At 55.2% G+C, this 26967-nt stretch carries 32 protein-coding genes and 1 pseudogene; 17 read left to right on the top strand and 16 right to left on the bottom strand.

The window, feature by feature from the left end; genetic code table 11:
• The 5 genes from secD to rsmA form a co-directional block, all read right to left on the bottom strand.
• Positions 1 to 1473 (bottom strand): protein translocase subunit SecD, encoded by a 1473-nt coding sequence (gene secD / locus SIB58_RS05905; protein ID WP_066906396.1) that lies wholly within the window; start codon positions 1471 to 1473, stop codon positions 1 to 3.
• Between the two features lie 3 nt (positions 1474 to 1476).
• A complete protein-coding gene (locus tag SIB58_RS05900; protein ID WP_066906398.1) occupies positions 1477 to 2460 on the bottom strand; it encodes a pyruvate dehydrogenase complex E1 component subunit beta in 984 nt (327 codons plus the stop codon).
• Positions 2461 to 2642: 182 nt separating this feature from the next.
• The gene (locus tag SIB58_RS05895; protein WP_066906400.1) at positions 2643 to 2948 is read right to left on the bottom strand and encodes a DUF3082 domain-containing protein; all 306 of its coding nucleotides are present in this window, start codon (positions 2946 to 2948) and stop codon (positions 2643 to 2645) included.
• Positions 2945 to 3877 (bottom strand): 4-(cytidine 5'-diphospho)-2-C-methyl-D-erythritol kinase, encoded by a 933-nt coding sequence (gene ispE / locus SIB58_RS05890; RefSeq protein WP_066906402.1) that lies wholly within the window; start codon positions 3875 to 3877, stop codon positions 2945 to 2947. Before ispE ends, SIB58_RS05895 begins: the two co-directional genes overlap by 4 nt.
• 150 nt (positions 3878 to 4027) lie before the next feature.
• The gene (gene rsmA, locus SIB58_RS05885) at positions 4028 to 4861 is read right to left on the bottom strand and encodes a 16S rRNA (adenine(1518)-N(6)/adenine(1519)-N(6))-dimethyltransferase RsmA (protein ID WP_066906404.1); all 834 of its coding nucleotides are present in this window, start codon (positions 4859 to 4861) and stop codon (positions 4028 to 4030) included.
• 135 nt (positions 4862 to 4996) lie between these two features.
• Between rsmA and SIB58_RS05880 the strand changes: the two genes are divergently transcribed.
• Complete coding sequence (locus SIB58_RS05880) at positions 4997 to 5599, top strand: uridine kinase (protein ID WP_066906405.1); 603 nt, start codon at positions 4997 to 4999, stop codon at positions 5597 to 5599.
• Here SIB58_RS05880 and SIB58_RS05875 read toward each other — a convergent pair.
• Entirely contained in the window at positions 5592 to 6011 is a 420-nt protein-coding gene (locus SIB58_RS05875; RefSeq protein WP_066906406.1) for a YraN family protein, read from the bottom strand. The genes SIB58_RS05880 and SIB58_RS05875 overlap by 8 nt on opposite strands.
• A gap of 508 nt (positions 6012 to 6519) precedes the next feature.
• On the opposite strand from SIB58_RS05875, the gene SIB58_RS05870 reads away from it, so the two are divergent.
• The 4 genes from SIB58_RS05870 to SIB58_RS05855 all read left to right on the top strand — a co-directional run bounded on the left by SIB58_RS05870 (position 6520) and on the right by SIB58_RS05855 (position 10516).
• Entirely contained in the window at positions 6520 to 8778 is a 2259-nt protein-coding gene (locus SIB58_RS05870) for a cation:dicarboxylate symporter family transporter (protein WP_066906408.1), read from the top strand.
• A gap of 368 nt (positions 8779 to 9146) precedes the next feature.
• Positions 9147 to 9626: a pentapeptide repeat-containing protein gene (locus tag SIB58_RS05865; protein ID WP_066906624.1), complete on the top strand. Its 480-nt coding sequence runs from the start codon at positions 9147 to 9149 to the stop codon at positions 9624 to 9626.
• A complete protein-coding gene (locus tag SIB58_RS05860) occupies positions 9623 to 10069 on the top strand; it encodes a hypothetical protein (protein WP_066906410.1) in 447 nt (148 codons plus the stop codon). Before SIB58_RS05865 ends, SIB58_RS05860 begins: the two co-directional genes overlap by 4 nt.
• Before the next feature lie 12 nt (positions 10070 to 10081).
• A complete protein-coding gene (locus SIB58_RS05855) occupies positions 10082 to 10516 on the top strand; it encodes a 23S rRNA (pseudouridine(1915)-N(3))-methyltransferase RlmH (protein ID WP_066906412.1) in 435 nt (144 codons plus the stop codon).
• A gap of 38 nt (positions 10517 to 10554) precedes the next feature.
• Here SIB58_RS05855 and SIB58_RS05850 read toward each other — a convergent pair whose 3' ends face one another.
• The 3 genes from SIB58_RS05850 to SIB58_RS05840 are packed head-to-tail and all read right to left on the bottom strand — an operon-like array spanning position 10555 to position 12888.
• On the bottom strand, positions 10555 to 11214 hold the full coding sequence (locus tag SIB58_RS05850) for a hypothetical protein (RefSeq protein ID WP_066906413.1): 660 nt from the start codon (positions 11212 to 11214) through the stop codon (positions 10555 to 10557).
• 33 nt (positions 11215 to 11247) lie between these two features.
• Positions 11248 to 12486: a YbfB/YjiJ family MFS transporter gene (locus tag SIB58_RS05845; RefSeq protein ID WP_066906415.1), complete on the bottom strand. Its 1239-nt coding sequence runs from the start codon at positions 12484 to 12486 to the stop codon at positions 11248 to 11250.
• 9 nt (positions 12487 to 12495) lie between these two features.
• Complete coding sequence (locus SIB58_RS05840) at positions 12496 to 12888, bottom strand: hypothetical protein (RefSeq protein ID WP_066906626.1); 393 nt, start codon at positions 12886 to 12888, stop codon at positions 12496 to 12498.
• A gap of 99 nt (positions 12889 to 12987) precedes the next feature.
• Between SIB58_RS05840 and SIB58_RS05835 the strand changes: the two genes are divergently transcribed.
• The 4 genes from SIB58_RS05835 (at position 12988) to SIB58_RS05820 (ending at position 16436) form a co-directional block, all read left to right on the top strand.
• On the top strand, positions 12988 to 13680 hold the full coding sequence (locus tag SIB58_RS05835; protein WP_066906417.1) for an SGNH/GDSL hydrolase family protein: 693 nt from the start codon (positions 12988 to 12990) through the stop codon (positions 13678 to 13680).
• Positions 13681 to 13753: 73 nt separating this feature from the next.
• The gene (locus SIB58_RS05830; protein WP_066906419.1) at positions 13754 to 14197 is read left to right on the top strand and encodes a LexA family protein; all 444 of its coding nucleotides are present in this window, start codon (positions 13754 to 13756) and stop codon (positions 14195 to 14197) included.
• Positions 14198 to 14202: 5 nt separating this feature from the next.
• Positions 14203 to 15477, top strand: coding sequence for a Y-family DNA polymerase (locus tag SIB58_RS05825; protein WP_066906421.1), 1275 nt, complete (start codon positions 14203 to 14205; stop codon positions 15475 to 15477).
• A 74-nt stretch (positions 15478 to 15551) separates the two neighbouring features.
• Positions 15552 to 16436 carry a DUF481 domain-containing protein gene (locus SIB58_RS05820; RefSeq protein ID WP_231857021.1) on the top strand — a complete coding sequence of 295 codons (885 nt, stop codon included), beginning with the start codon at positions 15552 to 15554 and terminating at the stop codon, positions 16434 to 16436.
• A gap of 13 nt (positions 16437 to 16449) precedes the next feature.
• Here the strand turns inward: SIB58_RS05820 and SIB58_RS05815 are convergent, their stop codons facing one another.
• The 3 genes and pseudogenes from SIB58_RS05815 to SIB58_RS05805 form a co-directional block, all read right to left on the bottom strand.
• Positions 16450 to 16698 carry a hypothetical protein gene (locus SIB58_RS05815; RefSeq protein ID WP_231857022.1) on the bottom strand — a complete coding sequence of 83 codons (249 nt, stop codon included), beginning with the start codon at positions 16696 to 16698 and terminating at the stop codon, positions 16450 to 16452.
• Between the two features lie 312 nt (positions 16699 to 17010).
• Positions 17011 to 18291, bottom strand: a pseudogene (locus tag SIB58_RS05810) (sugar porter family MFS transporter).
• Between the two features lie 446 nt (positions 18292 to 18737).
• Entirely contained in the window at positions 18738 to 18920 is a 183-nt protein-coding gene (locus SIB58_RS05805; protein ID WP_066906425.1) for a hypothetical protein, read from the bottom strand.
• Positions 18921 to 19116: 196 nt separating this feature from the next.
• On the opposite strand from SIB58_RS05805, the gene SIB58_RS05800 reads away from it, so the two are divergent.
• From SIB58_RS05800 to SIB58_RS05790, 3 genes are all read left to right on the top strand, one after another.
• A complete protein-coding gene (locus SIB58_RS05800; protein ID WP_197461092.1) occupies positions 19117 to 19281 on the top strand; it encodes a hypothetical protein in 165 nt (54 codons plus the stop codon).
• 517 nt (positions 19282 to 19798) lie between these two features.
• Positions 19799 to 20023 carry a hypothetical protein gene (locus SIB58_RS05795; RefSeq protein ID WP_066906428.1) on the top strand — a complete coding sequence of 75 codons (225 nt, stop codon included), beginning with the start codon at positions 19799 to 19801 and terminating at the stop codon, positions 20021 to 20023.
• Positions 20024 to 20832: 809 nt separating this feature from the next.
• Positions 20833 to 21006: a hypothetical protein gene (locus SIB58_RS05790; RefSeq protein ID WP_197461094.1), complete on the top strand. Its 174-nt coding sequence runs from the start codon at positions 20833 to 20835 to the stop codon at positions 21004 to 21006.
• 611 nt (positions 21007 to 21617) lie between these two features.
• On the opposite strand, the gene SIB58_RS05785 is transcribed toward SIB58_RS05790, so the two are convergent.
• Positions 21618 to 22022 (bottom strand): hypothetical protein, encoded by a 405-nt coding sequence (locus tag SIB58_RS05785; RefSeq protein WP_066906434.1) that lies wholly within the window; start codon positions 22020 to 22022, stop codon positions 21618 to 21620.
• A 235-nt stretch (positions 22023 to 22257) separates the two neighbouring features.
• Here SIB58_RS05785 and SIB58_RS05780 point away from each other — a divergent pair, with 235 nt between their 5' ends.
• Both SIB58_RS05780 and SIB58_RS05775 read left to right on the top strand, forming a co-directional pair.
• On the top strand, positions 22258 to 22416 hold the full coding sequence (locus SIB58_RS05780; RefSeq protein WP_074159290.1) for a metallothionein: 159 nt from the start codon (positions 22258 to 22260) through the stop codon (positions 22414 to 22416).
• 64 nt (positions 22417 to 22480) lie between these two features.
• On the top strand, positions 22481 to 22666 hold the full coding sequence (locus tag SIB58_RS05775) for a hypothetical protein (RefSeq protein ID WP_414494713.1): 186 nt from the start codon (positions 22481 to 22483) through the stop codon (positions 22664 to 22666).
• Positions 22667 to 23315: 649 nt separating this feature from the next.
• Here SIB58_RS05775 and SIB58_RS05770 read toward each other — a convergent pair.
• Both SIB58_RS05770 and SIB58_RS05765 read right to left on the bottom strand, forming a co-directional pair.
• The gene (locus tag SIB58_RS05770; RefSeq protein ID WP_074159291.1) at positions 23316 to 23486 is read right to left on the bottom strand and encodes a DUF4278 domain-containing protein; all 171 of its coding nucleotides are present in this window, start codon (positions 23484 to 23486) and stop codon (positions 23316 to 23318) included.
• A gap of 224 nt (positions 23487 to 23710) precedes the next feature.
• Positions 23711 to 23842: a hypothetical protein gene (locus SIB58_RS05765; protein WP_255355632.1), complete on the bottom strand. Its 132-nt coding sequence runs from the start codon at positions 23840 to 23842 to the stop codon at positions 23711 to 23713.
• Positions 23843 to 23971: 129 nt separating this feature from the next.
• On the opposite strand from SIB58_RS05765, the gene SIB58_RS05760 reads away from it, so the two are divergent.
• From SIB58_RS05760 to SIB58_RS05750, 3 genes are all read left to right on the top strand, one after another.
• Positions 23972 to 24310: a hypothetical protein gene (locus SIB58_RS05760; protein ID WP_156486568.1), complete on the top strand. Its 339-nt coding sequence runs from the start codon at positions 23972 to 23974 to the stop codon at positions 24308 to 24310.
• 24 nt (positions 24311 to 24334) lie between these two features.
• Positions 24335 to 25201 (top strand): hypothetical protein, encoded by an 867-nt coding sequence (locus SIB58_RS05755; protein WP_066906442.1) that lies wholly within the window; start codon positions 24335 to 24337, stop codon positions 25199 to 25201.
• 230 nt (positions 25202 to 25431) lie between these two features.
• Positions 25432 to 26271 carry a mechanosensitive ion channel family protein gene (locus SIB58_RS05750; RefSeq protein WP_066906444.1) on the top strand — a complete coding sequence of 280 codons (840 nt, stop codon included), beginning with the start codon at positions 25432 to 25434 and terminating at the stop codon, positions 26269 to 26271.
• 326 nt (positions 26272 to 26597) lie between these two features.
• On the opposite strand, the gene SIB58_RS05745 is transcribed toward SIB58_RS05750, so the two are convergent.
• On the bottom strand, positions 26598 to 26864 hold the full coding sequence (locus SIB58_RS05745; RefSeq protein WP_074159297.1) for a Nif11-like leader peptide family natural product precursor: 267 nt from the start codon (positions 26862 to 26864) through the stop codon (positions 26598 to 26600).
• Positions 26865 to 26967 lie beyond the last annotated feature (103 nt).

Raw genomic sequence — 26967 nt, 5'->3', positions numbered from 1 at the left:
TCAGGACGCAGTCTTGGGAAGTTGCCTTGCAGGCAGGAAATTCGTTGGACGCCGCAAGCCCTGATAGCTCATCAGGAAGCGCAGCAACGTACGCGTACAGGTCAGAGCCGTGAACAGACTCAGCAGAACGCCGATGCCGAGAGTCGCCGCAAAGCCCTTGACCAGACCAGTGCCCAGGAAAAAGAGTGCGGCGCAACTGATCAACGTGGTGAGGTGGCCGTCAACAATCGATGAGAAGGCCTCGGAAAAACCTGTTTCAATGGAGCGGATCAAGGTGTTGCCGCGCCGTAGTTCGTCCTTGATGCGCTCGAAGATCAGCACATTGGCATCGACCGCCATGCCGATACTCAGGATGAACCCGGCGATGCCTGGCAGCGTCAGCGTGACGGGGATGAGGGCATACACCGCGAGGTTGAACAAGGCGTAGAGGCTGAGGGCCATCACCGCAACAGCTCCTGCAAGCCGGTAGATCAGCAGCATGAAAATGCCGACCAACACAAGACCTGAAAGGGCGGCGATCAGGCTGCGACGGACGTTCTCAGCACCAAGAGACGGTCCGATGGTGCGCACTTCAAGGATTTCAACCGGCAAAGGCAACGAACCACCCCGCAGTTGAACCTCAAGGTCACGTGCATCTTCTGCCGTGAAATTGCCGGAAATGGACGCCGTGCCCCCCGAAATTCCAGCGGCTTTGTACTGGGGACCGACGCTGGCTTCACTGATGAGCTCACCATCGAGAACGATGCCAAGCAGACGCCCCGTGCCGGCGATCGACTGGGTGAGTTCAGCGAATTTCTCACCACCCTCAGCATTGAAATTCAGGGTCACCTCCCAACCAGAGCCGTTCTGCTGTTGCTGACGACCTGCGCTGATCAGTTGCTTGCCGGTGAAAGCCGTGGGTTCGAATCGATCGAGAATTTCCCGGTTGGTTTTTGCCAACAGCTGTTGCAGCTGATCGGTTTCCGTCTTGGCCGTTCCATCAAGCCCCAGTTCCTTCTGACGGTTGGCTAGCTCCTGCTGCTGCTCGGGGTCAAGCTCAGAGGCCTCATCCTCAGTGCGCGTGGCCAGCACACTCTGCAGCTGCCCCCTCAGCTGTCGCAGGCTTTGCACTTCCTCCTGCGTGCCTTCCTTCTGAGCCCTGAACTCCAGCAAGGCTGTGCTTCCAAGCACGTCTGCGGCGCGGGTCGGATCGGTGACGCCTGGCAGCTGCAGCACGAGCTGATCATCACCAACGGTCTGCAGTGTGGATTCAGCCACACCCAGGCCGTTGACACGGCGATCGAGCACCGCCTTGACCGCCTCCATCTGTTCGGCGCCGATGGTGGTGATCTCCCCCGCCGGCTGGACTTCGAGCGTGAGCTGACTGCCCCCGCGCAGATCAAGTCCGAGCTGCAGCGGGAAACTGGACAGAACCGCTGCTGCCGCGATAGCAAGCGCAAGAATGAGGGCGAACCAGCCCTGTTGGCGGGCCATCAATCAGAGCCCCTGACGAACAATGGTCTGAGCCGCTTCGACAATCTGATGCGGCTGGATGATGGTCAGATTCTCGAGGTTGCCGTTGTAGGGAGTGGGGATGTCCTGACTGGACAGCCGGATCGGCCGGGCATCGAGCTCATCGAAGCACTGCTCGGTGATCAGAGCGATCAGCTCGGCACCGATGCCGCCAGTCTTCATGCACTCCTCCACCACAATCACCTTGTGGGTCTTGCGGATCGAGCGGGCGATCGTCTCCATATCAAAAGGCTTGAGGCTGATCAGATCAATCAGTTCGGCACTGATCCCGTCGGCCTCGAGCTGTTCCACAGCCTTGAGGCAGTGATGACGCATCCTTGAGTAGGTCAGGATCGTGATGTCACTGCCCTCCTTGACCAGATCCGCCTGATCGAGGGCACAGGTGTAGTCGCCTGCCGGTAGGTCCTCCGTGAGGTTGTAGAGCAGCACATGCTCGAAGAAAAGAACCGGATTGTTGTCGCGAATGGCAGCCTTCATCAGACCCTTCGCGTTGGTTGGCGTACTGCAGGCCACGATCTTGATACCGGGCACGGCATGGAAATAAGCCTCGAGCCGCTGACTGTGTTCAGCTCCCAGCTGTCGACCAACTCCGCCCGGCCCCCGCACCACCGTTGGAATCGTGAAATTGCCGCCGCTGGTGTAGCGGAGCATGCCCATGTTGTTGGAGATCTGATTGAAGGCCAGCAGCAGGAATCCCATGTTCATGCCCTCCACGATCGGCCTCAGGCCTGTCATCGCGGCACCTACAGCCATTCCGGTGAAACTGTTCTCGGCAATCGGGGTGTCGAGAACCCTCAGTTCGCCATATTTCTCGTAGAGATCCTTGGTGACTTTGTAGGAGCCGCCGTAATGGCCTACGTCCTCTCCCATCACACAGACGTGGGGATCACGGGCCATTTCCTCATCGATGGCTTCGCGAAGTGCGTTAAAAAGAAGCGTCCCTGCCACGGCGTTGCTGCAATCCCGGCCATGCCGGCGTCAGCGGCCAAGCTATCTCAGTCCAGGTGTGTTCAGCCCCCGGCGGCAAAGGTCGCCAGCAGCAGCACTGAAAGAAGCAGACCTGGAGACAGCAGCAGTACCAGCTGACCGAGATCGTGGGGGGTCATGGCTGCAAGGGATCTTGGCTGAGGCTAGGCAGCGTCCAGCTTGTCTTTCATGAAAAGACTGCGAAGAAACACCAGGAACAAACCAATTCCGATGAAGGCAAAGCTGAATGTGGCCAGAAAACACATGCCAATGAACAGAGTCTTCATGGCAGAAGCGATGTTCTGCGCTGTGGTGCTGCTGAAATTCGAAGAGTGAGTTGACAGATAGATCACGACTTTTTTGCTCAGGCCAAAACTCAACCAGGCCAGAACCAGGCTGGTGATGGATCCCGAAAGGAAACTGAGTGGTCCTTTACGGGGTTTCGCTGAGGCTGTGTTGCTGTCACTCATGCCGCCAGCTTGACGCCGTGTGGCAACAGTGAGCAACTCCAGGACTGCAAACCCTCTGCCAGAAACAGCTCGGTCGTTCGCTGACGGGCTTGTTCAGCCGCAGCGAAGTTGGGGAACAGAGCAAAGCAGCTCGGCCCTGAACCACTCATGGCCGCCCGCAACTGGCCCGGTAATGCCTCAAGGAGCTGCAGCGCCTTTCGCACCGAGGAGTTCTGCGGTGCCACCACGGCCTGAAGGTCGTTGCGCAATGGCGGAGGAGCTTCAGCTCGCAGAGGGTGCAGCCATGCAGAGGATCGAAGCTCTTCACGACGCTGCTCAAAGGCTGACTCACCATCGAGGTAGTGATCGAAACGCTGGCGTTTGCACTCGCCATAGGCCCACGGAGTCGAGACACTGATGGACGGATCCTTCACCAACAGAACACCCATCGGCACGGACGGTTCTGGCAGCAGCTCAAGCCGCTCTCCTCGTCCAAAACAGAGCTGGGTGCCGCCAGCAACACAGAACGGCATGTCGGATCCGAGATCGGCAGCAAGAGTCTCAAGCTGGGAGAGGGTCTGCCCAAGACTCCAGAGCGTATTCAGTGCAACCAGCGCTGCTGCACCATCGCTGGAACCTCCCGCGAGACCAGCGCCGATGGGAATGCGTTTGCGCAGATGCATGCGTGCACCCAACTCTGAGAATCCGGATCGCTGTCGCAGCAGCCTGGCCGCCCGCATGATCAAGTTGTCGTCACCGCAACTGAGTTCGGGCTGATCACAGCTGAGGGAAAGAGTCCCGTCAGCGGTGTTCTCGCAATCGAGCTGATCGGCGAGATCAATGCTCTGCATCACCATGGCGAGTTCGTGAAACCCGTCGCTGCGCAGGCCAAGCACCTCGAGGTGCAGATTGATCTTGGCCGGAGCGCTGACGCAAACCGGAGCCGTCATGAACAGAACGCAGCGGAGTTGGCCGGACTCCGACCGAATTCAGGAGGCTAAACCACGGTCAGAGCCCAGTTTTCAAAGGGAATCGTGGGCACGATGCCTTGCGGATCGCAGATCCAAGACAGGCGCAGACATCGATCCCGCTTCGGCAGCTCACTCGCCTGTTTCCGCCTGACTCAATCCCCTGGCCAGGGCCACCCAGCTCTCAGGTGCCACCTCCTGAGGCCTCTGCTGCAGATCAATCCCCGCCTGCTGTGCCAGTTCGTGGAGCTGATCCGGAGGTTTGACACCGGCAAGCGTGTTTCGCAACATCTTGCGTCGAGCGAGAAAAGCCTGTTTGAGCAATCGTTCCACCCGACGGCAGAGATCCGGATCTGGGCGCTGATCCGCCGGCAAGGGATCCAACCGGATGACCTCGGACTGCACCTTTGGAGGTGGCTGAAAGCAACGAGGCGGCACAGGACAAACGCTTGCACAACGAGCCAGAAGCTGGAGACGCACGCTCAGAGCACTGAAACTGCTGTGTCCGGGACGGGCACGAATGCGCTCTGCCACCTCTTTTTGCACCAAGAGAATGAGTCGTTCGTAGGGAGGCTCGACGGGCCGATCCAGACGACCGATCAAACGATCGAGCAGGGGCCCTGTGATGTTGTAGGGAATATTCGCCACCACCTTGGAAGCCAGAGCGCCGTCCGGAAGCGTCAGAGGCACCTCAAGAACATCCCCCTCACAGAGCGAAAACCGCGGCTTGGGACCGAAACGCGCACGCAGACCTGCCACGAGATCACGGTCCAACTCAACAGCGTGAACGAAGGCAGCAGGACTGCTGAGCAGACGTTCGGTCAGGACACCACGGCCAGGCCCTACCTCCAGCACACGATCCGCCAGCGTCAGCTCTGCAGCCTCGAGGATCCGATCCAGAACCCGTTCATCCCGAAGCCAGTGCTGACCAAACCGTTTGCGGGCCGTATGTCCTGCGAAGCTCATGTCATGCGGGGCATGGTTTCACTGTGCATCAGCGCAGACAGTGCTGAGCGGAGACAGTGCTGAGCGGCAGCATCAAGGAGCGGAAAGGGTGCATGCAGAACGCGATGATGCTGTTGTTCAGACTTCGGGCGGTTGATGACCAGACCGGCCCTGCTGATTTTGATCGCAGGCCCTTCAGCGGCAGGCAAGACCCACTTCAGTAAGGAGCTGAAGACGTCGCTCGCGCAAAGCGGGATTGCTGCTTTGGTGATCGGCTCCGACGATTACTACCGCGAGCACTGGACACCGAATTCGATCTATGGATTCGACACGGTCGATGCCATCGATAGGGATGCACTGATCGGAGACGTTCAGGCTCTGCTCGAGCGCCGTCTGCAGCATCGACGTCGTTACGACATGAGCACCAGGGCCGTCAGCTGGGAGTCTCTGAAGACAACCTGCGACGTCGTGCTGTTGGAGGGAGCCTTTGGTCCGCAGCTGCTGATGAATCATCTCCATCCTGATCTTCTGATTTATGTGAGCGCATTCCTCCCAATCAGGGTGATACGGCGACTGCGACGCGATGTGCGCGAACGTGCGCGCTCAGTGCCATCTGTGCTTCGCCAGATGCTGCTGAACATGTTTCCTGGGGAACGGCGCTATATCCATCCGCTTCAACGTTCTGCCGATCTGGTCATCAGTGATATTCCGCAAGGCCTTCTTCAGGCTGTGCAGAGGATTGAAGTTCTGATCAGGTAATCCCAAGCTCTGGCACCCTGATCCAGCGCACAGGCCTGGAACTGGGAGGTAGCGGTACCAGCGCGAGCACCACCTCCAGATGCCCCTGATCACTCCAGGGGTTGCACGACTGCCAACAGGCAACGGTCCGCGCCAGGCGTCTGCGTTTCATCGGAACAAAAGCCTTCACCCCCCAGTAATCGAGGCCGCATCGCCGCCTGGCCTTGACTTCAACCATCAGCATGCGTGGCCCGGAGCGACCCGGTTTGATCATCATCAGATCAAGTTCGCCATAACGACAGGCCCAGCGCTGAGCCAGGCAGCTCCAGCCACGGTTCTTCAACAGATTGAGAGCACGCTGCTCCGCCCAGCGACCGGGATCACTCTTTGCATCAACAGCGCTCAAGATCAGCCCCCTGGATTCAGAAAGCATTCCCCATCAGCTGCTGAAAGGGTTGTCATCAGACAAGCGGACAACTCCTGATGACGTTCATTCACAAACAGTGCTGATGACGATGACTTGATTGAACGACTATTGAACCCACCCAAGAAGACGATCATTGGATGGCAGCAACACCAACCCGACCAAGTGTCCAAGCCGTGTAAACAAAGAGCCTGAACAACACAACATTGAAAAAGCATATTTTGCTCCAATCACCTGAGATGCCAATTCATCACGACATGGATGGAAGCAAGTTCAAACATTGCATGCCATTGAAAAGACACGCCAGAGCGATTCGATTCATCGGAGCAGACCGTGCTGAAGCCAGGATGATCAGAAAAATCAGAGCTCAACAACCAGGAAGAAAATCACTCGATCAAAAACATTGACGCATCGCCGCCGCAAGCCAGTTCATACAACAAAAGAAACCCAGGCATGTTGCAAATGGGGTGCCGCAATAACTGGAAGCGCTATGAATTATCCATAGGACAGCCAAAGCATGAAATCAATTTCACGGGATTTCATGCAATTAATCAAACGATTCAATCGACAAAACTTTGCTGCCCAGGTTATCGAGGGCATGGGTGTCGGCTTCATACTGGGACAGCTCCTACCCGACCAAGCAACGACTTATTTATCACCCGTCGGCAATGGATTTATAAGGCTATTTCAAATGCCTGTTTTACCATTTATCAGCCTATCTCTCATCGCTGGCGTGGGAAGGCTGGAAATGCATCAGGCCGGTCGGCTCTTAATCAGAGCAGGAGCTGTGCTTGTCTTTTTCTGGGCACTTATTTTGCTGACTGTCTGCCTCATACCGCTGGGCTTTCCTGATTGGCAACAAGGATCGTTTTACCAACCCAGTCTTCTGGAAACAGGAGAATCATTTGATTTAGTCGAACTCTTTATCCCTTCAAACCCATTTGAGGCATTTGCACAAACCCAGATACCGGCAATTGTGCTTTTTTCATTAATGCTAGGAATTGCGTTAATCAGAATCCCAAAAAGAAAATCACTCATCAAAATATTTGATACTCTTTGCAGTGGATTGTTAAAAATATCAACAACAATTTCTAAATTCACCCCACTTGGAGTTCTTGCAATTGTGGCGAGCAGTGCCAATAAAATAGGCAGTTCACAGATCCCACGAATCGGGATCTACGTAGCTTTACAGGCAGGAATTGCGCTGCTGTTGACATTCCTCATTCTCCCCCTAATCGTCCAAGGCCTAACCCCTTTCAAAGCCAAGAAAATTATCAATAGATTCAAGAACCCCATGCTGATTGCGTTCGCTACAGCAAACATGCTTGTCGTCTTACCTTCAATAATCAATATCATTAAGCAGCTGATTTTAGAAGAAAAACGCAAAGTTCACCATATCAGCACTCATAATCAATCCGCAAATTCAGCCCTTATCAAGGAGATTGAACTCCCCATTGAGCTACTTACACCTCTGGCATTGGTCTTTCCTGGCATGGGCAGAATCGCCTCTATTGCATTCATTCCTTTTTCAGAATGGATGACTGGCAGACCATTGATCATCGAAGCTTATCCGGAGTTTCTGCTCACAGGCCTTGCCAGCACGTTCATGGAGGGAGTCATGGCAATGACATTCATGATCAACAGGTTGAATCTATCCAATCAACTTGTTGACCTTTATGTGACTCTTGATCAAACAATTATTGCTCGACTCGGAACCCTACTGGAATGCAGCAGTGTCTTCAGCCTCGTGATCATAAGCACCTGGATCAGCCTGGGAAATACACACGAACAACAACAAAGGCTTTTGCCAGCGGCAATATCGTATCTAAGCATTCCCCTATTCATTGCAACGATTAATGCAATCTTCAACAGGGTTCCTGCACCCGTCAACTGGGAGAAAGAGCAAATGCTTTCGCAGGGCTTTGCAGTGGCAAAAGGAACTGCGAAAATCGATCTCTCACACACAAAGATTTCAGAACCTGGCTCATGGCAAAGGATCAAGAAACAAGGAATTATTCATTATTGCATTATGAGAAATGACTACCCAATGTCATACAAAAACTCCTCAGGCAATCTTGTCGGACTGGATATTGAAATCGGCCTGCTTTTTGCTGAAGAGATGGGCTTGAAACCGGAGTTCAAACTGTTCAAGTCGTTCAACAAACCAATCGGCAAAAGCACAAAACTGAGTAAGAACTTTTTTGCATCACATAATTGCGACATGACCCTTTCTAACGTTATTACCAGCCACAAAGTAATTTCCAAATTTCTGTCTACAAGATCTCTTAGAGACCTGAGTCTTTCGTTCCTAAGCAAGCAGCCTCAATTCAGCACCATCAAACAATGGAATGATCTTAAAAAATATAAAACGTTGAGGATCGGAATTCTAGAAGGCAAAAATTTGGTTGATTCAACATTGAGCCAGGCTGCACCTGAAGCGATTTTTATACGACAACGCACCAATCGTTTACTGATCGAAGCCTTAAACAACAATCAGGTCGATCTCGTTTTAATGACAACGGAAAAGGCAAGCGCCTGGACAGTTCTTGAACCTTCACTGAGAATCACTGTGCCAATGCCAGTACAACAAGTTCCCAAACAAAGAATTCTGCCACTGGAAGCAAAAACTCTTCTGCGTATCTGGGATGACTGGATGTTTTTTCAATATACAACCGGTGCAACAGAAAAGATTTTTGATCATTGGGTCAAGGGCATTCCAGTTCAATCACTCAACGAAAGCACAAGGGGGCAATCCAATTTGAGCACACAACCTTAGACATCAGCTGCATCATTAATTGTGAACCCGTATCAAAGTTTTTAATCTGGCTGATCGACTGGAATAATATATTTGAATCTGTCATTTAAAGTTTGCCTCGCCCTTTTGATCGAATGATCCCGACTGGTTGATTGCCAAAAGTGATGCATTCAAAAATATGCTGACAAGCAATGACAGAAGAACAGTTCAAGGTCTTCCCGGCAAAAACAAAGCCTGGTACCAAAAAGCCTGATACCTCGGCAATGTGATTCTTCGCCTGCAGTTGAATGCCAATCCTTCACAAACAGCTCCTCGACACCTTCACTCAGCGTTTCGCTTAAAACAGTGTTCAACGCGCTCTAGGCTTGAACAGCGTTCTTCATCCGCTGATGCAACGACATCTACTGGCCTCTCTGCTTGCTTTGCTTCTGCTGGTGGGTCTGCCTGCTCAGCCGGTTGAGGCTGCGATGGATTACGCCAAACAGGTGTTGATCGGTGCTGATTTCTCCAACCGGGAGATGCAGGGCGTGACCTTCAACCTCACCAACCTGCGTGAAGCTGATCTGTCTGGCAGCGACCTTCAGGGCGCCAGCCTCTATGGAGCCAAGCTTCAAGACGCCAACCTCGCAGGAGCCAACCTGCGCGACGCAACGCTGGATTCAGCGGTGCTGGATGGCACCAACCTCACGGACGCTGTTCTCGAAGATGCTTTTGCCTTCAACACCCGCTTCATCAACGTGACGATCACAGGTGCCGATTTCACCAACGTGCCTTTCCGCGGTGACGCACTCAAAACACTCTGCGCCGCCGCCGACGGCACCAATCCAGTAACAGGCCGCGAAACACGCGACACCCTTGGCTGCTCATGAGCTTCGATCCCCGCAGCCTGGAGCGGCTCAGGCAACTGGGACGTCAGCTTCCTGAAGCCATCCCCGCACCGGCAACCGAAACGAAACGCGCCGCCAAAGACAGCCGGCCCCGCCACAAAGTGGAAACTGAGCAGGATCCCAAAGCTCTGTTCCATGAACTGATGCAGGTGAGCCAGGACGGCACCGTTCCAGAGCATCTGATAGCGAGATTGCGTGATGCAGAAGAGCGGGTCGACAGTGAACGACGCCAGCAGCGGAATGCCCCTTCTACCGTGACGAAGGATTCGGCTGCATCCCCGTCAGCCTTGCCGACCCGTTCGACGGGCAAGGGTAAAAACACCCGGCCTCAACGCCGTGATGTCATTCCCGGCAGCGAAGAGGACAGTCTGTATGTGGCTTTCGGGCAGATGTTTCTCGAGGAACAAGACGACGAAATGGACTGAAGCCGCTATGCCATGAACATCTCCCGCTGCCGCATCATCGCGGTCGGAAAAGTGCGTAAGCGCTGGGTTCAGGAAGGTGTGGAGCTCTACCTCAAACGGCTGCCTGGCCTGGGCGTCACCGAACTGCGTGACAGCAACCCTGAGAAGGAAGCGGAGGCGATCCGTCAGGCCCTGCGTAGCGATGAATGTCCGGTGCTGCTGATGGAGCAGGGCATCACCCTGACCTCTGTGGGCTTCGCTGATCGTTTGCGGGACTTGGGTTCTGAGCGTCTGGCCTTTGTGATTGGTGGCGCTGAAGGCTTCACCGATGCACTCAAGAGCTCAGCCCGCTGGCAGCTGAGCCTTTCGCCAATGACGTTCCCCCATGAACTAGCCCGGCTGCTACTTCTTGAACAGCTCTACAGAGCACAGTCGATCCTTCAGGGCAGTCCCTATCACCGGGCGTGACAGCCAAACCAAGGACGAACGCCCAGATGCCGCGCCATTCAAGCCCCCAAGGCAACCAGAGCCTCGGCCCAGGCATCACGGCATACCCACCACTTGAGGTATCCAAGCTGATGCACGTGAGGCAGCAGCTCAAGCATCATCGCAGCAGCTTCTGTCGCAGCCGGATCAGGCTGAGTCCTGGCCAGTCGATAGTTCGCGCAAAAAGCACCGAAGGTTCCTTTGCGAACTCCCCGCTGACGGTTGAGATGCTCCTGCAGCACAGGGTCGGTGCGATGGCTACTGATAGCGGTCTGCTCAGCTGATGCACCGAAATCCTGAGCACCCGGCAACAGATCCTCACCGGTGAATCCGCACACCTCACCTGAGGCCAGAGCCTCGAGATTGTCAGCATCAAAACCCTGAACCTGCTCATCGCCGCGCTTGGCCATCTCCTCTAGACAGATCTCAGCGATGTCCTGGTCGCGCCAGTCGAACAGGTCACCAACGCCGTTGGAACGCACAATGTCGACCATCTGACGCCGAAGCATGCGATTGCAGGCTTCAGCCTGCAGTCGGTCTTGATCCGATAGCAAGGGCCTGCGGAGGGCCCATTCCGCGTTCAGAAAAAACGCCGAGGTGGTCCCTTTTCGGTGGCCATTAGCACTCTGTTGAGACGTTCCCATGATCTGTTCGGGGGTCACACAGCGATCGTTCGTCATGGCTGTGATCAAGCGCGATGACTTTCATATTCATCAGCTTTGGCTATTCGAAACGGATCGGCGAGAGATCTGCAACAACTGCGCAAACAGCACGCATGCCATGAGTGCCACCCCAAGCCAGAGCAAGGTCTGCAAGCCCTTCGAGGCCATCGAGCTTGTTCCCATCGAGAAGATCACAAAACCAAGGCCATTGAGCGTGGTGAGTGTTGCCCAGCAACGTCTCTGCAACTCGGCCGGCACCAGGTCAGGCAGTCGATCGAGCGTGAGCGATGAGGTCATGATTGACCACCAACCGATCAAAAAAGCAGACAAAAGCAGCAGTTGTGGCGAGCGCGCCAACGCATAGATCCAGGCCCCCAATCCACCAACCATGGCCACTACCGGGAGCAACAGTGCCGTTGGCCAGGCCCTGGGCAAACCCACCAACAGCAGTGAGGCCATCAGGCCGCCAAGTCCCATGGCGGAGAAGGAGGCACTGCTCATCGAGGCATCCATTCCGATGCGGCTCGAAGCCACGATCGGCTCATACAGCGCCATTGGCACCTGGGCCGCTCCCGTGAGAGCAAACGCGCAGGTGAGCGCAATCAACGGAAACCAGCCAATTGATCGCACACCGCTGTCAGCAATCGCCACCTGTTGTTCTTCTCCGCACTGTTCGTTGGCGCGCAAACGGCGCTGACCTCGATCGATCAGCCACAGTGTGGGGAGGGACAACACCGTGGCGAAGCAAGCCAGCACTAGCCAAGCACCTACAGCCGAACTCGGAGCCAACCAGGCCACCGCACTGGCTCCCAGCAGAGCCACCAGTGCACCACCTCCCAACACCGTGGCGACCGCCTGGCGTTGATGACGAGCGGGAACGCCCGTGAGAGCCAGGCCTGGCAGACCGCTCATCAGATGTCCAGCGCCCCAGCCGGCCAACACCCTCAGACCACCCTCACCGAGTTGGCCACTCGGCACAGCCCCCAACCAGAGGCAAAGCACTCCGACAACCAATGCCAACCGCAGGCTGCGCAGCAACTGGGCTTTGCCCTTCAGTTGCGCCTGATGCACACAGCCCAACAGGTAACCCACCATGTTGAGTGCGGCGAGTTCGCCGATATCGGCCTGAGACATCCATTCCTGCACCACCATTTCCCGGCCGATCACGCCGAAGTCGGATCGGATCAATCCCAGACCGATGCCCAGTCCGCATGCGCCTGCCAGCACCCTGAGTCGATGAGGTTCTTGTGGCTGAAATGGCTCTAGTGAGCCTGCAGCGGACGGCGACATCACCACTGATCAGGCCGGCCAGGCGCTGAGCGCCACAGGCTCGAACTTGGCGATGCTCATGGTCCAGGCACGACCACAGATGGCTTGAAGACTCGTTTGAAACGCCTCGGTGTCGCCACTGTTGAGCCAGTCAGCTTTGAGCCTGGGGAGATCCTCCGGGAGACACTCCATCGGCAATTCCACCAGCAGCAGACTCTCCACGCCGCAAGCCCGACGCAACGGTCCATCGTCACTGCGCTGCCACAGCCGCAGCAGCAGCTCCAGGGCCAGGGAATGGGCCACCTGGGTGGGCTGCTCCTGCGTGGCGGTTTGCGCACTCAGGGAACGCCCAGCAAGCGGCAGAGCCCTCTTCCCCTCCTGCTCGATCAAGGCGAGGGCAACGAGATATGGAGCAGCAGTCATCACGACAACCTCAGTGAGCGCATCCTCTCCGGTCAAGGCCGCAGTGGCGCCGAATCCGGATCATGGCTGAACTGAATTTGCGCAGACAACCTGCCATCCATGACAGCATCAGCTCAGGAAGCAAGAACCGTCCTCTGCTTTGGCGACTCCAACACCTGGGGATTCAATCCCGACGGTGGAGGACGGCTGCCCCATGACACGCGCTGGCCGAATCAGTTGGAGCAACAGCTGAACCGGCGTGCGTCCGGCAAAGCCTGGCGCACGATTGAGGACGGCCTCAATTCCCGCACCTGGCTGCTCGATGATCCCATCGGTGCCGCCAGGTATGGCGCGCAGTACAGCTGCAGCGGCCGCTCAGGCCTGATGACCTCTCTGCACAGCCACAAACCCATCGACGTTGTGATCCTGGCGCTGGGCTGCAACGACTGCAAGGACTATCTCAACCTGTCCGCCGAGCAGATCGCAGACGGCGCACGCATCCTGATTCACGACATCCGCAGCGCGCTCAACTGTGGCCCGCGTGAGCGGCCCGACCAGCCCCCCTGCATTGTTCTGATGACCCCGCCCTTGGTGACGATCACCGCGCAGTCGCTGAACTGGGGGTTCGCTGGGGCTGACACGAAATCCCAGGCATTAGCCAGCCGCTATCTCCAGCTCGCCGATGAACTGGAGCTGCTCGCTTTCGATGTTCAGACCGTGGCGACGGCCTCATCCCTTGATGGCATCCATTTCGACAGCCAGGCCCAGTCCGCGATTGCTTCAGGCCTTTCCGATCTCATCGCCCAAATCTGAGCGGCGCACCCAGAACAACCGTCATAGAACATTTGTACTATTCTAAGCGTGTTGGTTTGTTGGCCCCATGGCAATGGAGATCGATCGCTCCTTTCTCCAGCCACCACAACCCCTGCGCCCCCAGCGAACGCCAAGGCAGCTGCCACTGGCGGGAGAGCGGGTGGCCGCTGGCTTTCCCTCCCCGGCAGAGGACTACGTGGACGTGGGGATCGACCTCAACGACCAATTGATCCGTCATCCCACCAGCACCTTCTTCCTGCGTGTCAGCGGAGACTCCATGACCGGTGCCGGCATTCATGACGGCGACCTTCTGGTCGTGGACCGCAGCCTTAACCCCTGTCCCGGACGAGTGGTGGTGGCCGTTCTCGACGGCGGCTTCACCCTCAAGCGCCTGATGCGCCATCAGGGCCGGCTGCGCCTGGAAGCGGCCAATCCCAGCTATCCACCTCTCGATCTGCAGTCCTGCGACGACGTGCAGATCTGGGGGGTCGCCATCCATGTGATTCACCCCCTCTGAACGCCATGGCTCAGGTCACCGCCCTCATCGACGCCAACAACTTCTATGCCTCCTGCGAGCAGAGCCTCGATCCAGCCCTGATCGGCCGCCCCGTGGTGGTGCTCTCCAACAACGACGGCTGCATCGTGGCCCGCAGCGCCGAAGCCCGTGCACTCGGCATTGCCATGGGTACGCCGTATTTCAAGGCCAAGCAGACGCTGGAACGCTGCGGAGTGGTGGTGCGCAGTTCCAACTACGCCCTCTACGCCGACATGAGCCAGCGGCTGATGAGCCTCCTGGAAAGTCAGGTGGAGGAACTGGAGGTGTATTCCATCGATGAAGCATTCGCTCGCATCAGTCGTCCAGCGGCAGCGGATCTGCGGCCCTGGGGACGGCAACTGCGTGCCCTGGTCCGTCGCAATCTGGGGCTGCCGATCGCCATCGGTCTGGGAGCCAGCAAAGGCCAGGCGAAGCTGGCGAACCGTCTGGCCAAGGTGGAGGCAGGCCATGCAGGCCTGTTCGACCTTGGGCACTGCAGCCATCGGGACCACTGGCTGGAAACGATCGCCATCGAAGACGTGTGGGGGATCGGGCGCAAACTGGCCTACTGGTGCCGATTGCGTGGTGTGCGCAACGCCCGGGAACTGCGGGACATGGCCAGCGGACCACTACGGGCCAAGGCAGGTGTGGTCGGCCTGCGTCTGCAGAGGGAACTCCAGGGGCATGCCTGTCTCCCCCTCGACCTGGCCCCATCCCCGAAACAGGAAACCTGTGTCAGCAGAAGTTTCAGTCGACCGATCACGTCCCTGGTGGAGCTGAGAGAAGCCGTGGCGACCTACGTGGTGCGCGCCGCGGAAAAGCTACGCAAACAGCAGCAACGCGCCGCATCCCTGAGCGTTTACACCCGCACCAGCCCATTCGTGCCAGCCTTCTACAGCCGCAGCGCCAGCACCCAGCTGGACCTCCCCAGCAACGACACCCAGACGCTGCTGAACGCAGCGTTACCACTGGTGGAACGGATCTTTCAGCCAAACCGTCAGCTCGCCAAGGCCGGCGTACTGATGGAGCATCTGCAGGACATGGAGCAACTGCAGCACCACTTGCTGGTGCCGTGCAGTGCAGTGAACCTGCAACGGCGGGACACCCTGATGAACACCATTGATGGCCTCAACCGCCGCTATGGACAAGGCACCGTGCAATGGGCAGCCTGCGGTCTGCATTCCAGCTGGTCCATGCGACGGGAACGCCTGGGCCGGGCAGCCACCACACGCCTGAGTGACGTGCCGGTGGTCAAGACCTGAACAGCAGACACGGGGTTGTATGAAAAAATCTGGCCTTTAGTAACGAAAGGGTTGTGTTGCGGCGAATCCCGATCATGACTGCGGGGCTTGTCCTGCTGGGAGCCCAAGCGACTTTCGCCGACCAGGTCACCCTCAAGCTGAGCAACGGCGACACCCTGCACGGAGAACTCATCCCATCCGAAAGCACAGACACCACAACGGTGCTGCAGCACCCGGTGCTGGGACGGCTGAGCATTCCGAAAACGGCGCTGATGCCAGAACCCAAGCCGAAGCCATGGAAGCTGAGTCTTTCCAGCGGAATCACGGGATCCAACACCGACAACGATCTCTCCGCCGGGGGAACAGCGCAGCTCGACACCAGCTACAGCGCAGGCGCCGACAAGGTGTCCTTGAAAGTGAGTGCCCAATACGAGGTGTCCCGTGACGAGGGAGAGAGCGGCAATACAACAGACACAAATGAGGGCGATGCCGAGCTGCGCTACATCCGCAACCTGAACAGCCGCCTGCACGCCTATGCAGGTGCGCGCTTCAATTACGACACACTGAACTTCACCGGTACTGATGTTTTTGAAAGCTCGATTGGTCTTGGCTACAACCTGATCAAGACTCCAAAAACACGACTCACCGTGTCCCTCGGTCCCTCGATCGAGACGATCTGGGGAGGCGATGGCTGCCTCGCAGATCCTGTCTGCGGCGAGACATTCGCAGCATCAACGGCCAGAGCCGAGCTGGAGTGGAAGCCCAGCTCAGCCGCCAGTCTCACGCTGACTAACACCTATACCGGGGCTTACGTCAACGGGATCTCAACCAACAACATCTTTTCCATCGCGTTGAAGGTTTTCCCCATGAACAATCAGCGCCTGTTCACATCCCTGAACGGTCAGACGATCTACAACGAACTGCGCAGTCCGAAAGTGAACAACAGCATCTCGATGCAGGTGGGCGTGAAGCTGGATTGAGACTGAGCGGACATCATTGAGGCGACTCCGGCCAGATGGTTATGCATTGCGGGTCTCTCGAGAGTGCAGCGGATTTTGCCCGCTCTGTTTCTTCTGAATCGAGGTAGTGCGCCGTCAGCAGCAGCATCAGACGCTTCAGAGCCTTCCTTCCCTGATCGGCAGTGATCCACCCCAATCCGTAGTAAGTGCAAGTGGCATCAAGCCATCCCTTGGCTTCACCCTGCAATCTGAGTTCCAGATCATCCATGGCCGGAATAGCCATCACCGGAGAATGCAAAAGACAGGAAGCAGCAGCGAAAGCGATGAAAAAACGATGCACTGAACAACAACAGCTCAAGACATCCTGACGCCTCAGGCCAAGCGTGTTCTCACAATGGTGCACTCAGAAGTCCGCGTTGCACGGAACAACAGTTGCGGAACAAACCGCAACAACTGAACTGCAAAGAAACTGATCTGTCGAAATTGATCAACCCATCTGTTCAAGTTCGCGACCGCGGGTTTCTCGCAGCGCGATCAGGACATAAATGAACGAGATCAAGCTGAACACAGCAAAGCAGGCGAATGGAAGCGATGGTCATGCATGCTTGAGCCAAAGAGGAAAGCTCAGGGAAATCAGAATCGTGGCCAACCATTTGGCAGTGACAGAAACACCGAGGGCTTTCTCACGAATGCGGTTGCTGAACAACTCACCAAGCAGAATCCAGAGCACGGGACCCCAGGAACAGCCGAACGAGAACACAAACAAATTCACCGCAATCATCACCACAACAGTTGAAGAACCGCTGAGCGAATCAGGACCCTGCGGCATCACAAGACCTCTGAGCCCGATGGATAATGCCAGCAGGCTCAAGGTCATCCCGGCGGAACCGATCAGAAGGAGCTGTTTGCGGCCCAGTCGATCCACAAGCAACATCGTGATGAATGTGGCAAGCAGATTGACGGGTGCTGTCACCACACTCCATCCGAGACTGACTTCTGAAGAAAAACCAATCGATCGCCAGATCAGAGTTGATTAATAAAAAACGGCATTGATGCCATTGAATTGCTGAAAACAGGCCTGAACGATTCCACTCCAGACAACCGGTAAAGCAAGGACCTGCCAGAGGCCAATGGCATCTGTTTGCTGAGAACCTTTCACTTTCACCGCCAATGAATTCTGAACCTGCTGCACCAGACGGTGAGGATCAGAGGCTCCGCAAACACTGAACACCCTGCGAGCCTGCTCAAGCCGACCTTCACGCACCAACACCAAAACCCGTGGACTCTCCGGAACCCGTGGCAACAGAAGCAGATAAAGCAGTGCGGGGAGTGCTCCGGAGAACAGCATCCAGCGCCAGAGTTCCATCGATCCGAGACGCTGGACAGGCTCAGCACCAGGCACAGCAAGAGCGAGCAACGCCTCGTACACCAGGGCGAGCAGAATCCCCAGTCCAATGGAGCAATACATGACACTGCCGATCCGGCCACGCATGCTGGCTGGAGCAATTTCAGTGAGATAGGCCGGAACCACAACGCTGGCGAGGCCAATGCCGATCCCACCGAGCAGTCGCCACAGAAACAGTGAGGGCATCGCGCTGCTGAGCGCTGAGCCGATGAAGGAGCCCATGAAGGCCAACGCTGCCAACTGCATTCCCGGCAGCCTGCCGATGGAAGCTGTCAGTCGGGTACTGAACAGACCCGTGAGCACAGCTCCTATCGGATCAGCCGCAACCACGAGGCCCAGCTGCGCCGGAGTCAAACCCAAGCTGACGCGAAGCGGATCTGCTGCTCCATTGACAATGACCTCGGCGTACCCGAGAAGGAAGCCGCCCAGAGCAGCGGAGATCAGAGGCCAAAGAATCGACAATGCAGCCATGGCCATGGCTCAGTCCCCACCGCAGTTATCAAACTGATCACAAAACGGGCCAGAGACAACGTTGTCATTTGGGGTGTATCAACAAACGACGGGGATCATCTTTCCTAGGGACGGGGAGCCAGACAGAAGCAAAGGATGTGCAAGCTCGGTGGAATGCCTCCTGGTGCCATGCGCGATTTCACCGTTGTCACAGCAGATCAACGGCTGAAAAAAGACACCAAAAATGAAGATGATCACGACTGCCAACGCTGATTAATTGCCAGAAGTGATCCTGCAGATCACAATCCAAACATTGGAGTATGAAACAAGAGAGCCTATTGCCAGAAACTTGAATCTCCTGGCTTGATCTCAAATGATGATTTGAACAACAGGTAGTCGAGCGCGTTAGACGCTTTGCTAACGCGAAGGACGGCCCAACTCAGGCAGGAGAAGCAACAGCGAAGCATTTAAGCCGTGAGCTGGAGAGATTGCTCAGCCAGAGCTCGGAAAATCTCCTGCTTCTTGCATTCAAGAAAATCCTGCTCATTGGGATCACCTCCGGGCCAATTGCGCAACGCATCACAGGTGGTCTTGTATTCCAACCGCAGAGCGTTCAAGTCGTACGAGAAGGTGGCGACAGGCTCGTTCATGGGAAACACGAAGGGATGAAGAAATTATTACAAGTTTTCATGCCGCCTTGACGTAGCAGCAGCAACGGTATCCACTTTTCGCGGGGACGTTAGACAGCAGCTGATCTGTTCGCGAGCCGCAGCCGTGCGGATATCTCGATCACGGACAACAACCGGATTTAGCGATGGTTTCCGTGTTCTTCAACTGCTGGTTCTGATGACTTACGAAATCCGCAACTGGGCCGTGATCGCTGCGGCCATGGAAAAGCAAGGCGCCACTGACAGCCAGATGTATCGACGTGCAAAAGCAATGGCCAACGGCGACATTGACCCGATGCCGACAAGCTGTCCGGCAGCTCCCTACAGCATTTCAGTGGCCTGAACGCTCCGGAGACAATGCTGATCCTGGGGGAGGCTGGACAATCAGACCTCCCTTTTTTGATGGGTCCACGCCACTGAGCGGAGCCGGTCATGCGCGCCTCGGCATCGATTCAGAGGCATCGGCTGATCAAGCCCATCGGAATTGATCACGTCGGTTCGCGCCACTCCAGCAATCAGCCGCCGACTGTTTTGCGAGAAAACCGCAGAAACCAGGTCTGATTTGCTGCTGAGTCGAGGTGCACGGAAGGGCCGACCTGGGTTACACCGGAAAGAACCGCTTTTGGTGCTATGCCGTCAATCGACAAGAACGCAACGCAACAGAAGAAAGCCGAAGCGCCAAAACCCCTGACGCTCCTGGCCCGTCCCGTATATCCGGGAACACGCGGAACACCCCACTCCAACAGCTGAAGGACGACCACTCAGCCTCAAATCGCTGGCTCCGAAGGGCTCAAAACATCAGCCCTTCAGAGGCCATCAACGCGCACTGGAGTCATGATTGAACGAGGACACGTGGCGGCATGAACGACAGAGACACCACTGACTCCTGGATCCATATCGAACAATTCAGCGAAAAGCACTCCTGGAGGCAAACCTGGATCTTTCTGGGTGGTGCAGTGGTGGTGTTTGCTTTCGCACTGCTCTATGAAATCGACAAAGACCTGAATTGCAAGTCTGAGCGAGTTTCGATCAACTCGTTGACACAGACACAAGCCCTAACCCTTCACAACGCCATCAAAAAGTGATCAACTCAGCAATCCTGACGGGTAGTTCTCGTCTACAGAACAACAGATCTGGCCATTAAGGGAGAGATTAAACAGTCAGTAAAAGATTAATATTCGCATTTAAAAACCCACCAACATAGCCTTACAGAATGTCCTGAACAGCTTTTAAAGCGGCTTGCTGAATTTGAAAAATATAGTTCTCGTTCAAAGAAAGAGTATCCTTGGTCATCAGAACTTCGAGCTGCATTAGCTGCTGATAGCGGGGGTCCCAGCAGAGCTCAAAATGAAATCGAGCTGATCCGGGCTGCAAGTCTCGGCATACACCTTGATGTAATCCTGCTCAACCTCATTCCAGCTGAAAACTGATCGATCGCACGTATCGCGGCCACCTCCTGACGTTGGCGAACAATGGATGTCAACTGACTTCCAGCACCCATCTTGAAACCGGTTTGCGCCCCCAGGTCGCGCCCAGGAGTGAAACGCTCTTCAAGCTTTTGGCAACGCCTCACAGCCTGAATACGACGCTCCTGTTCCTGCGCAAGAGACGGATTGACACCGGCAAGAGAATCGAAGCGATCACAACGAGCAGCGGACGCCTGCGGAGAAGAACGTACAAGAAGGGTGAATCAGCATCACGGCAACGAGTTTGACCGCTCAAGCCAAGCCAAGCTTGAACAAGCCTTGGACAACGGGGTCTGTATCCAGAGACAGATGTCTTGTTCAACCTGATTCAAAGATGTCAGCACAAATGACACGGCACGCGCTTTTGGCACAACCGACAACAGATGCACGCTCTTAAGGTTTTCTGAATAATCATTTGATCGTCTCTTTTGCAGTTCACGAATTCACCTCTAGGGCCCCGGCAGACGACTGCTGACCCTGTCAATCTCTACACCGAACGCCTGAATGGACGCATGGCCATGCTGGGGTTGGCCATCGGGGTCACCGTTGAGGCAGTGACCGGCAAAGGAATCCTCGATCAGGTGTTTGGTCTGTTCAGTTGACCCCAATGGGTTGAATTCCCGATGCTCTTCGACGGTCCATGAGCTACGACTGAAGCATCGGTACGTTGAGCATGACCGAACTCTTCAGCAATCCGTCTTCAGGTCGTTCTTCAGATGTCTTGATTCATCTTTCCGAGTGGCTCGCGATGATTTGCATGCAGACGCTTCTGACCCTCGCTTTGTGGCCACTGAAATTGATGTACAGGCGTCCAAGGCCTGAAGAGTCGTGGCCAGCCTGGCACGCCAACCAGAAACTCTGCCGGGCTGACCAGCGCTACTGCTGAGCAATCATCAAGAGGGTTCCCAACAACATCCCTAGATCATCACAGTGAAAGCTGATTCAAGCGTTGGCCAGAAGAGACCACTCTTCTCTTCACAGTAGGCCTGGCGTCAGCGCAGGGGCTAGGACTGAACTCACATCCAGGGCTGATCGGGTCAGTCTGCGATCAGGCGCTAAAAGATCAACAGCCTGGTGCGGGCAGTGGTCGACAGAATCCTGTTCATTCAGCGAGCTGGTGAGACTGTCGACAACACTGCGCTTCAGAGGTGGGCATCTCCAATGTCACCCGAGTTGAGCAACAACACATCACCCAAAAGAGGGATTCATCAGTTCAAGCAGAGGGAGTTGAGTTGGCGAGAATTTCACAGGTTCCGGTCACAGGAGGTGCTCCCAACCCGGGGATATCACTGGTGAGTGCTCCGGTTGAACGGTCCAAGACGTTGAAAAAGTATGACCCTGTGTAGGGCAGCTCCTTGCCAAAACGAACTGTTTTGCTGGTGAATTCAGCTGGATATTCAGTGCTGCTCCGGAATGAAGGCTGGTAAATCCATGCTTTACCAGCCTCCTCGTCGAGGGTGATCTCCCAGAAAGTTCGGTTCACTCCAGACACATCGCAGCGCAGATAGACCTGATCGGCCTTAGCAAAGTTGATCCATCCTTCCATTGCTGAAAGCGCAGCTGCAGCAAACAGCCCGCCAACAGCAGAACCAACGACAACCCGACGCAGACAGACCATTCATTGAAACAAGTTGGAGCAAGACTCTTTGATCCAGACGCAGAACACATCCCCCCAGCGAGCGATCGTGCATCCTGGCGATCAGTAAAAATCCTGAACTTGCTGAAAAGCCAGAGCCCTGGCAAGCGGGTGAATGGCCACTGCACTGAGGTGATGGGATGGAGACGAGCACCCATTTGGGGGATGAGTCCGGACACAACCCGTCGTAGAAAGGAATGACTGAAGAGGACTGCTTATGTCGATCCCAACCCCAACCTGCGCCTGTGAGCCCTGCGATTGCACGATTGCTCCCCGAACAGCTGTCGAAAAAGACGGCAAGCTGTTCTGCTCTCAGCCTTGCGCTGATGGACATGCCGGAGGGGATCAGTGCTGCAGCGGCTGCGAGTGCTGCTGATTTCTGACCACACGCTTTGAATAAACCAGGCCCCGCCCGATCGAGTGGGGTTTTTTGTTTGTCCTTGCAAAGACCGTCATCAGCGCACTGGAGCACTGATGGACAAAAGGGCTTGCAGCTCCGCCTGGCGGCTGGCGTCCATGGCGAGCAGCCTGTCGAACGCTTCATTGGCACGCTGCAGCTGGAGTCGCGACCACCTCAGCTCACAATTTTCGATCCAGGTCAGTCGGATCCTCTCCCCAACGGATAAGGCAGATATCAAGGGTGCGATAACCGCGAATGATCAGAATCTCAGCAGCAGATGCCTTAGCCGAGAATGCAAGCCTTGCCCCGGCAAGCAGCTTGATTGCTGTTGATCAAAGCTGTCTCGGATCTGGCCTGCTTCCGAATCAGGGCACGCCATTCCCACTATTAAAGCTTTTCTCAGCGAAGGCAATGCGCGATTCGACTGATGCCAAAAGCACCACAGCGGGTGGATAGTAAGGCCACGCAACCGGAGGAACCAAACATGGTCGATACTCCACCTGAGCAGATCGGAGAAGCAGACTGACTTCTGGCCCCTGCTCCAACAGTCTCAACAATGACCTGGGTTGGTCGATTGGTTAGGTACACATCAGAGACGTCACGCCAATCGCCGCTTCGTTTGCACCGCCTGAGGTGCCCCAGAAGGAAACAACCCGACACCTAGAGCGATGGCCCCAGGGCGCCTCTAGCCAGAAGCTTCGACCCCTTCCTATCTCCACAAGCGATGGGTTGAACAATGCACAAACGAGCGAGTTAGGCCGTCTTTCCAGCGGGAAGGGCGGCCTTCCTCTTTATGGACCAACACGCGTTGTGACATCAGACTTCGACAAAAAAAGCCTCGCCGAGGCGAGGCCACATACCCAAGCGATATTGGATTACCTGGCGTAGGAGACACCGCGATAGGCAAGCTTGGGATGAAGGTCCCGCGCTGCCTGCCTGCGACGGGCGTTGTAGTGCTCGCGCCGGTATGTGAGTTCAACACTCTGCTTTGGAACAGCAGTGTGATGGGGGGTGTAGGTCTGGCCTCTGTAGATAAGAGCTGTCATGGATGGTTCCTCGAAGCAAGTTCAGGTCCCCGTTCCTTGGCCTGAATCGAACTGCGCCTCTCTGAAGCAAGAGGTGAACGTTGTTGGTAGCTGTTGCTACAAACTCCTTATAGAACAAACGCCAATGGTTTAGTCGTTCAAATGGATACAAAACGCATCCAACATCTCAGGGCAGGGGTTTCAGCTGTTCAGCACAGAAGCTGCTCTAGTCAGAAGCTCAGTGTTCAAAGGTGGGGATAAGCATTCGCCAGCCCCCAGACCGCCAGTGCTGTAATACAGGCGAAGGTCATTGCGGCCCAGGCTGCGGTACTGGAGCTGGAGCTTTTCGACAGTGGAAGCTGAATTTTGCGTGCCATCACGTGGACATCGACTCAACTCCTTGGTGGCTCAATCAAGCCCTGATCGCCAGTGATATCCGTGACCCCTAACCATAGAACGCATCGAAATTCTTTGAGCTAGCAGCGTCTGACCCCGAGCTGGTGAGCTTGCTGAGCAGATCTGCACCAGCCGGCCTGGTGGCTGATGCCCTGCAAGGAAGCCTCAGCCCCACCCCCAAAACCCAAGAACAACGTCAGAAGGAGTCCATCTCAGCTGAGGTGAAACAGCTGATCAAGGCCAGTCCGTACAAAGCCCGGAACTTCACTCAAGCGATACGCCTGGAGGAGCTCGACCCTGCAGCAGCCAAGCGACTCAGGACTGAGGCAGGGGTGCAGACACCGACTGAAAAAGCAGTGGCCGAAGCTGCTCAGCAGCAGGCGCATGAGCACGCCATGCAGCAGATGTACGCGCAAGGCATCGCCATGCAGCAGGCCCAACTGCTGTAAGCCGCTCAAAGGGGTTACTGACCCATGCAGAAGGTCACTTACAGAGGAGAGATCGACGAGTTGAAAGGCAGCTCTTGGGAAGTCCCCGACTCCATTCCGATCGATGGCCGAAAAGCTTGGATCGAAAGTCAGCACCGCGAGGTTCAGCTCCCATCAGCGGCAGAAGCAGAACGCCAACAACGTGAGCGTGAACTGCTCAACACCAGGATTCAGCAGCAACAGACTCAGGACACTTTCGGTCAGCTGCAGGCTGATGTTGAGCAGGTCAATGCTGGGCTGGCAGAGCTCTCAGGACGGTTCGGCACCAGCCCCGACGTGACGGCAATGACTGAGTGGAACGCTGCAAGCAGCGCCATCTACGCAAGGTCGATGCAGCTCTCTGAGGAGGTTGCCGGGATGCAAGCCACCGTTAGCGATCTGCTTGAGCGAACCACCGCCATGGCAGAAGCTGCAAAGACGGGCGAGACCCTGCAACAGCAGTCACTGGCATTGCCGAAAAACAATCGGGAGCAGATCAACGGCTCCTTCGAGACGTATCGCAGAGCTCTGGCAGACCTGCAGCAGCAAACCAACGATGCCAGCCGTTCAGTCGGTGCTCTGAACACTGCTGCACAGGACAACCAAGAGCTGATCAACAAAGCAGCCAACATCACAGAAGAGGCGATCAACATCGCTGGCCTTGAGGCAAAGAAGGCAGTCGACGAGGGCATGGAAGACCTGCTCAGCATCCTGTCCCTGGCACTAGAGGTGATGGGCATCAACGAGAAAGCTCTGGCCCTGCAGCACAACACCGATGAGTTTGCCCCCAACCGAGGCGTCTTCCTAATTCGTGAATATCTGCGCAGGGTGAAGGACATCTACGCAGCCAAAGGTAATGCCAGGAACAAGTAGTAACCCTTCATTTCAGAGCGAGGTCATTAACCGATTATGTCTTAATGGTGGGTGAGTACGTAATGAGAAAACAAGGTGAACATGATTCCTCGCCAATAGATATAATTGCACTTTTACATTAATCAATTAGGAAATACCGAGTTGTTTCATATTGTTTCTGGCTGCAATAATTCAAATGACGTGCAGGAACGTGTTGAGTTATTAGTAGTTGTATCTTTGCATTCCTTTTGATGTTTTTGCTAGGGGCATCTTCTGCCCTGTCGTTCTTTGACAGTGCAGAAATTTCGGCAATTATTATTTCATTTTTATTTAAACTGGCGGGAGCTGTCGCTTTATGGATCGCCGGAGGCTGGCTGATCGGCCTGTCTTTGCGGGTCATGCGCCAGTCTTTAAAGAAATGGGCTCTCGACCCGACAGTCGTCAGATATCTCCTAAATATTCTTGGTGTCACCCTCAGGGTGGTTCTTGTTGTTGCAATCCTTGGATTTTTTGGAATTCAAACTGCAAGTTTCGCCGCACTCCTTGCTGGTGCTGGTGTTGCAATTGGCGCTGCTTGGAGCGGCATGCTCGGAAATTTCGCAGCAGGCGTATTTCTCCAGGTGTTACGCCCAGTCTCTACGGGAGATTATATTGATGGTGGTGGAGTTGAAGGAACAGTCAAAGAGGTGGGGATGTTCGTTACTTCGATTACTTCAATTGATAATGTTATTCATTACGTCCCCAACGGAAAACTATTTAACGACACAATCAAGAACTATTCCGCCAATCCTTATAGGATGGTAGAGCTTGTTGCTCAACTTGATAACAGTGCAGACGTTGCACAAGCGATCAAATTATTGAAGGAAGGCATTAAATCTGTTCCGAACCAAATGGACGGTGTAGAAGCTGATGTCGAAGTCCTTGAGTTCAGTGAACGTGGTCCTCGATTGGCGGTACGACCTTACACTGAAGTGACTAACTATTGGCAGGTTTACTTTGACACCAACCGCATGATTGTTGAAGTTCTGGGAAAAGCTGGCTTCCCCGTGCCTCGAATTCCAGTTGCAATGCAAGGTAGTTCTGTAAATTGAGTTTTTGAAAGTGTGGCCAATTAATCTGGGCCTGACCTCACGATTCTCAAACTCAAAATCCATGAGGATCGGCAGTGGATTTAATTATTCTAAGAAACCATCAATGCTTGGTGGCATGAGTGCGGGAGCCGGCCCATAGGCAGTGCCTGGGGATCCCTGCAGGCCATAACGAACCACCGGTGCTCGGGCGTCCCTATGGATCGGGCTGCTGCTGAACGAGTATTGGCCAGAGTTGCTAGTTGATTGCAGTCTTGATTACTAATGTGGCCCTGACTATCTCTGCTCAACTGCGCTCCATTGTGCCAGGTATTAAAGTTTGCTTTGTGTTATTTATTATTTATGCAAATGGGGTAATCCCAAGTGCACCATGGATCCTCGCCCTGAGGATTAGCAGATCCGGCACCACCAAGGATAGCCTCTAGCTCTTTTTCAGAAATGTTTTCTCGAAGTGAATTTATGTCGTCAGGCGTGATAGAGAAGCCAGCAGCCTTAGCAATAGCTACAACATCAACACGCTCAGCCTTGAGCTTCTCCTGAAGGCTGGTGTCAGATTTGACCTTCTCTAGGAACGCTTTGAGTTGCTCTTCTGATATTAGTAGCCTGTGTCTTAGACGGTTATAGCAACGGTCTACTCCAAAGACTTTGGATAATATTTACTGCGCTCAATCGAGCCAGGTATCGGAGGCTCATTTGTGG

This window comes from Synechococcus sp. MIT S9504 (assembly GCF_047497135.1).
GTDB lineage: Bacteria > Cyanobacteriota > Cyanobacteriia > PCC-6307 > Cyanobiaceae > Synechococcus_C.
This window is presented reverse-complemented; position numbering and strand designations above follow the sequence as displayed.

Excerpts from the sequence above, each read along its gene's own strand:
- secD (WP_066906396.1), bottom strand. The coding sequence starts at position 1,473 with ATGGCCCGCCAACAGGGCTGGTTCGCCCTCATTCTTGCGCTTGCTATC.
- SIB58_RS05895 (WP_066906400.1), bottom strand. The coding sequence starts at position 2,948 with ATGAGTGACAGCAACACAGCCTCAGCGAAACCCCGTAAAGGACCACTC.
- ispE (WP_066906402.1), bottom strand. The coding sequence starts at position 3,877 with ATGACGGCTCCGGTTTGCGTCAGCGCTCCGGCCAAGATCAATCTGCAC.
- rsmA (WP_066906404.1), bottom strand. The coding sequence starts at position 4,861 with ATGAGCTTCGCAGGACATACGGCCCGCAAACGGTTTGGTCAGCACTGG.
- SIB58_RS05880 (WP_066906405.1), top strand. The coding sequence starts at position 4,997 with ATGACCAGACCGGCCCTGCTGATTTTGATCGCAGGCCCTTCAGCGGCA.
- SIB58_RS05875 (WP_066906406.1), bottom strand. The coding sequence starts at position 6,011 with ATGCTTTCTGAATCCAGGGGGCTGATCTTGAGCGCTGTTGATGCAAAG.
- SIB58_RS05870 (WP_066906408.1), top strand. The coding sequence starts at position 6,520 with ATGAAATCAATTTCACGGGATTTCATGCAATTAATCAAACGATTCAAT.
- SIB58_RS05865 (WP_066906624.1), top strand. The coding sequence starts at position 9,147 with ATGCAACGACATCTACTGGCCTCTCTGCTTGCTTTGCTTCTGCTGGTG.
- SIB58_RS05860 (WP_066906410.1), top strand. The coding sequence starts at position 9,623 with ATGAGCTTCGATCCCCGCAGCCTGGAGCGGCTCAGGCAACTGGGACGT.
- SIB58_RS05855 (WP_066906412.1), top strand. The coding sequence starts at position 10,082 with ATGAACATCTCCCGCTGCCGCATCATCGCGGTCGGAAAAGTGCGTAAG.
- SIB58_RS05850 (WP_066906413.1), bottom strand. The coding sequence starts at position 11,214 with ATGACGAACGATCGCTGTGTGACCCCCGAACAGATCATGGGAACGTCT.
- SIB58_RS05845 (WP_066906415.1), bottom strand. The coding sequence starts at position 12,486 with ATGTCGCCGTCCGCTGCAGGCTCACTAGAGCCATTTCAGCCACAAGAA.
- SIB58_RS05840 (WP_066906626.1), bottom strand. The coding sequence starts at position 12,888 with ATGACTGCTGCTCCATATCTCGTTGCCCTCGCCTTGATCGAGCAGGAG.
- SIB58_RS05835 (WP_066906417.1), top strand. The coding sequence starts at position 12,988 with ATGACAGCATCAGCTCAGGAAGCAAGAACCGTCCTCTGCTTTGGCGAC.
- SIB58_RS05830 (WP_066906419.1), top strand. The coding sequence starts at position 13,754 with ATGGAGATCGATCGCTCCTTTCTCCAGCCACCACAACCCCTGCGCCCC.
- SIB58_RS05825 (WP_066906421.1), top strand. The coding sequence starts at position 14,203 with ATGGCTCAGGTCACCGCCCTCATCGACGCCAACAACTTCTATGCCTCC.
- SIB58_RS05820 (WP_231857021.1), top strand. The coding sequence starts at position 15,552 with ATGACTGCGGGGCTTGTCCTGCTGGGAGCCCAAGCGACTTTCGCCGAC.
- SIB58_RS05815 (WP_231857022.1), bottom strand. The coding sequence starts at position 16,698 with ATGGCTATTCCGGCCATGGATGATCTGGAACTCAGATTGCAGGGTGAA.
- SIB58_RS05805 (WP_066906425.1), bottom strand. The coding sequence starts at position 18,920 with ATGAACGAGCCTGTCGCCACCTTCTCGTACGACTTGAACGCTCTGCGG.
- SIB58_RS05800 (WP_197461092.1), top strand. The coding sequence starts at position 19,117 with ATGACTTACGAAATCCGCAACTGGGCCGTGATCGCTGCGGCCATGGAA.
- SIB58_RS05795 (WP_066906428.1), top strand. The coding sequence starts at position 19,799 with ATGAACGACAGAGACACCACTGACTCCTGGATCCATATCGAACAATTC.
- SIB58_RS05785 (WP_066906434.1), bottom strand. The coding sequence starts at position 22,022 with ATGGTCTGTCTGCGTCGGGTTGTCGTTGGTTCTGCTGTTGGCGGGCTG.
- SIB58_RS05780 (WP_074159290.1), top strand. The coding sequence starts at position 22,258 with ATGTCGATCCCAACCCCAACCTGCGCCTGTGAGCCCTGCGATTGCACG.
- SIB58_RS05770 (WP_074159291.1), bottom strand. The coding sequence starts at position 23,486 with ATGACAGCTCTTATCTACAGAGGCCAGACCTACACCCCCCATCACACT.
- SIB58_RS05765 (WP_255355632.1), bottom strand. The coding sequence starts at position 23,842 with ATGGCACGCAAAATTCAGCTTCCACTGTCGAAAAGCTCCAGCTCCAGT.
- SIB58_RS05755 (WP_066906442.1), top strand. The coding sequence starts at position 24,335 with ATGCAGAAGGTCACTTACAGAGGAGAGATCGACGAGTTGAAAGGCAGC.
- SIB58_RS05750 (WP_066906444.1), top strand. The coding sequence starts at position 25,432 with ATGTTTTTGCTAGGGGCATCTTCTGCCCTGTCGTTCTTTGACAGTGCA.